This is a genomic window from Salipiger sp. HF18, assembly GCF_011806505.1.
Taxonomy (GTDB): Bacteria; Pseudomonadota; Alphaproteobacteria; order Rhodobacterales; family Rhodobacteraceae; genus Salipiger; species Salipiger thiooxidans.
Window position 1 is genome coordinate 1 of the sequence record NZ_JAATOS010000837.1, and the last position, 1,028, is coordinate 1,028.

General features: G+C 67.5%; 2 protein-coding genes. One reads left to right on the forward strand and one right to left on the reverse strand.

The features are described from left to right. Positions 1-350: peptide-methionine (R)-S-oxide reductase MsrB (gene msrB / locus HC022_RS27390; protein WP_167454472.1), on the reverse strand; the 350-nt coding region annotated here is incomplete at its 3' end. 309 nt (positions 351-659) lie between these two features. Between msrB and HC022_RS27395 the strand changes: the two genes are divergently transcribed. Then, positions 660-1,028: hypothetical protein (locus HC022_RS27395; RefSeq protein ID WP_167454473.1), on the forward strand; the 369-nt coding region annotated here is incomplete at its 3' end.

The following is a 1,028-nucleotide window of genomic DNA, read 5'->3' on the forward strand; positions in this document are numbered from 1 at the left end:
CGCAGCCCGCCCCGGTCCGACGGACCGTCGGGGAAGACGTGTCCAAGGTGCGAATCGCCGTGGGTCGAGCGCACCTCGGTCCGGACCATGCCGTGGGTGGTGTCGCGCAGCTCCTGCACGTGGGCGGGCTCGATCGGCTTCACGAAGCTCGGCCAGCCGCAGCCCGACTCGTACTTGTCGGACGAAGCGAACAGCGGCTCGCCCGAGACGATGTCGACGTAGATCCCCGCCGCCTTGTTGTCGAGGTAACGCCCGCTGCCCGGCCGCTCGGTACCATTTTCCTGCGTCACGCGATACTGCTCCGCGTCGAGCGCCGCGATCGCGTCCGGATTGCGTTCATAGGTCGCCATGCCAAATCCTCCATGACCTGTTTGCCCATAAGATGGGTATTCGTGGCATCATTGCAAAGCCCGTTACGGCCCTCTGACCCTGCCGTGAAGTCCGGCGACATTCCGCCGGCCCCTGCGGCGGTCGCGGAACCGGCGGGGCGCCGCCCACCCCTGCCCCCTTGAACTGGCAAGGCTTCGCCGGAATCGGCGGCGCCCTCACGAGGGGGGATCCCGATCGCCGCCACGCTCCTTACATCTCTGTCGACGCATCGCAGCGTCGGCCGCAACGGATCGAAAAACATCAAGAAACGGATCAAAGGAGGATCGGCCATGACCATCCGCACGACCAGCATCGGGCTCGCCACCCTCGTCGCCATGTCCGTCTACGGCGCTGCCTTCGCGCAAAGCGCAAGCGACACCGACCTCACCGCGCAGGTGCGCGCGCAGGCCGAACCCGAGATCGAGATCACCGAGGTGCCCGAGACCTTGTCCGACCTCGTCGCCGGCCTCGACGGCAAGGGCGTCGCCATCCCGCTCACCGGCATCCCCGAGGACGCCGAGATCGAAACCCGCACCCTCAGCGAGCTCGACATGTCGGGCGGTGGCGGCAACAACGTCTCGGCGCTCGACAACGCGCTGTCACGGGCCCAGACCCGCCTCGACATGCTGCAGACCCAGATCGACGGCAGCGACGCGGTG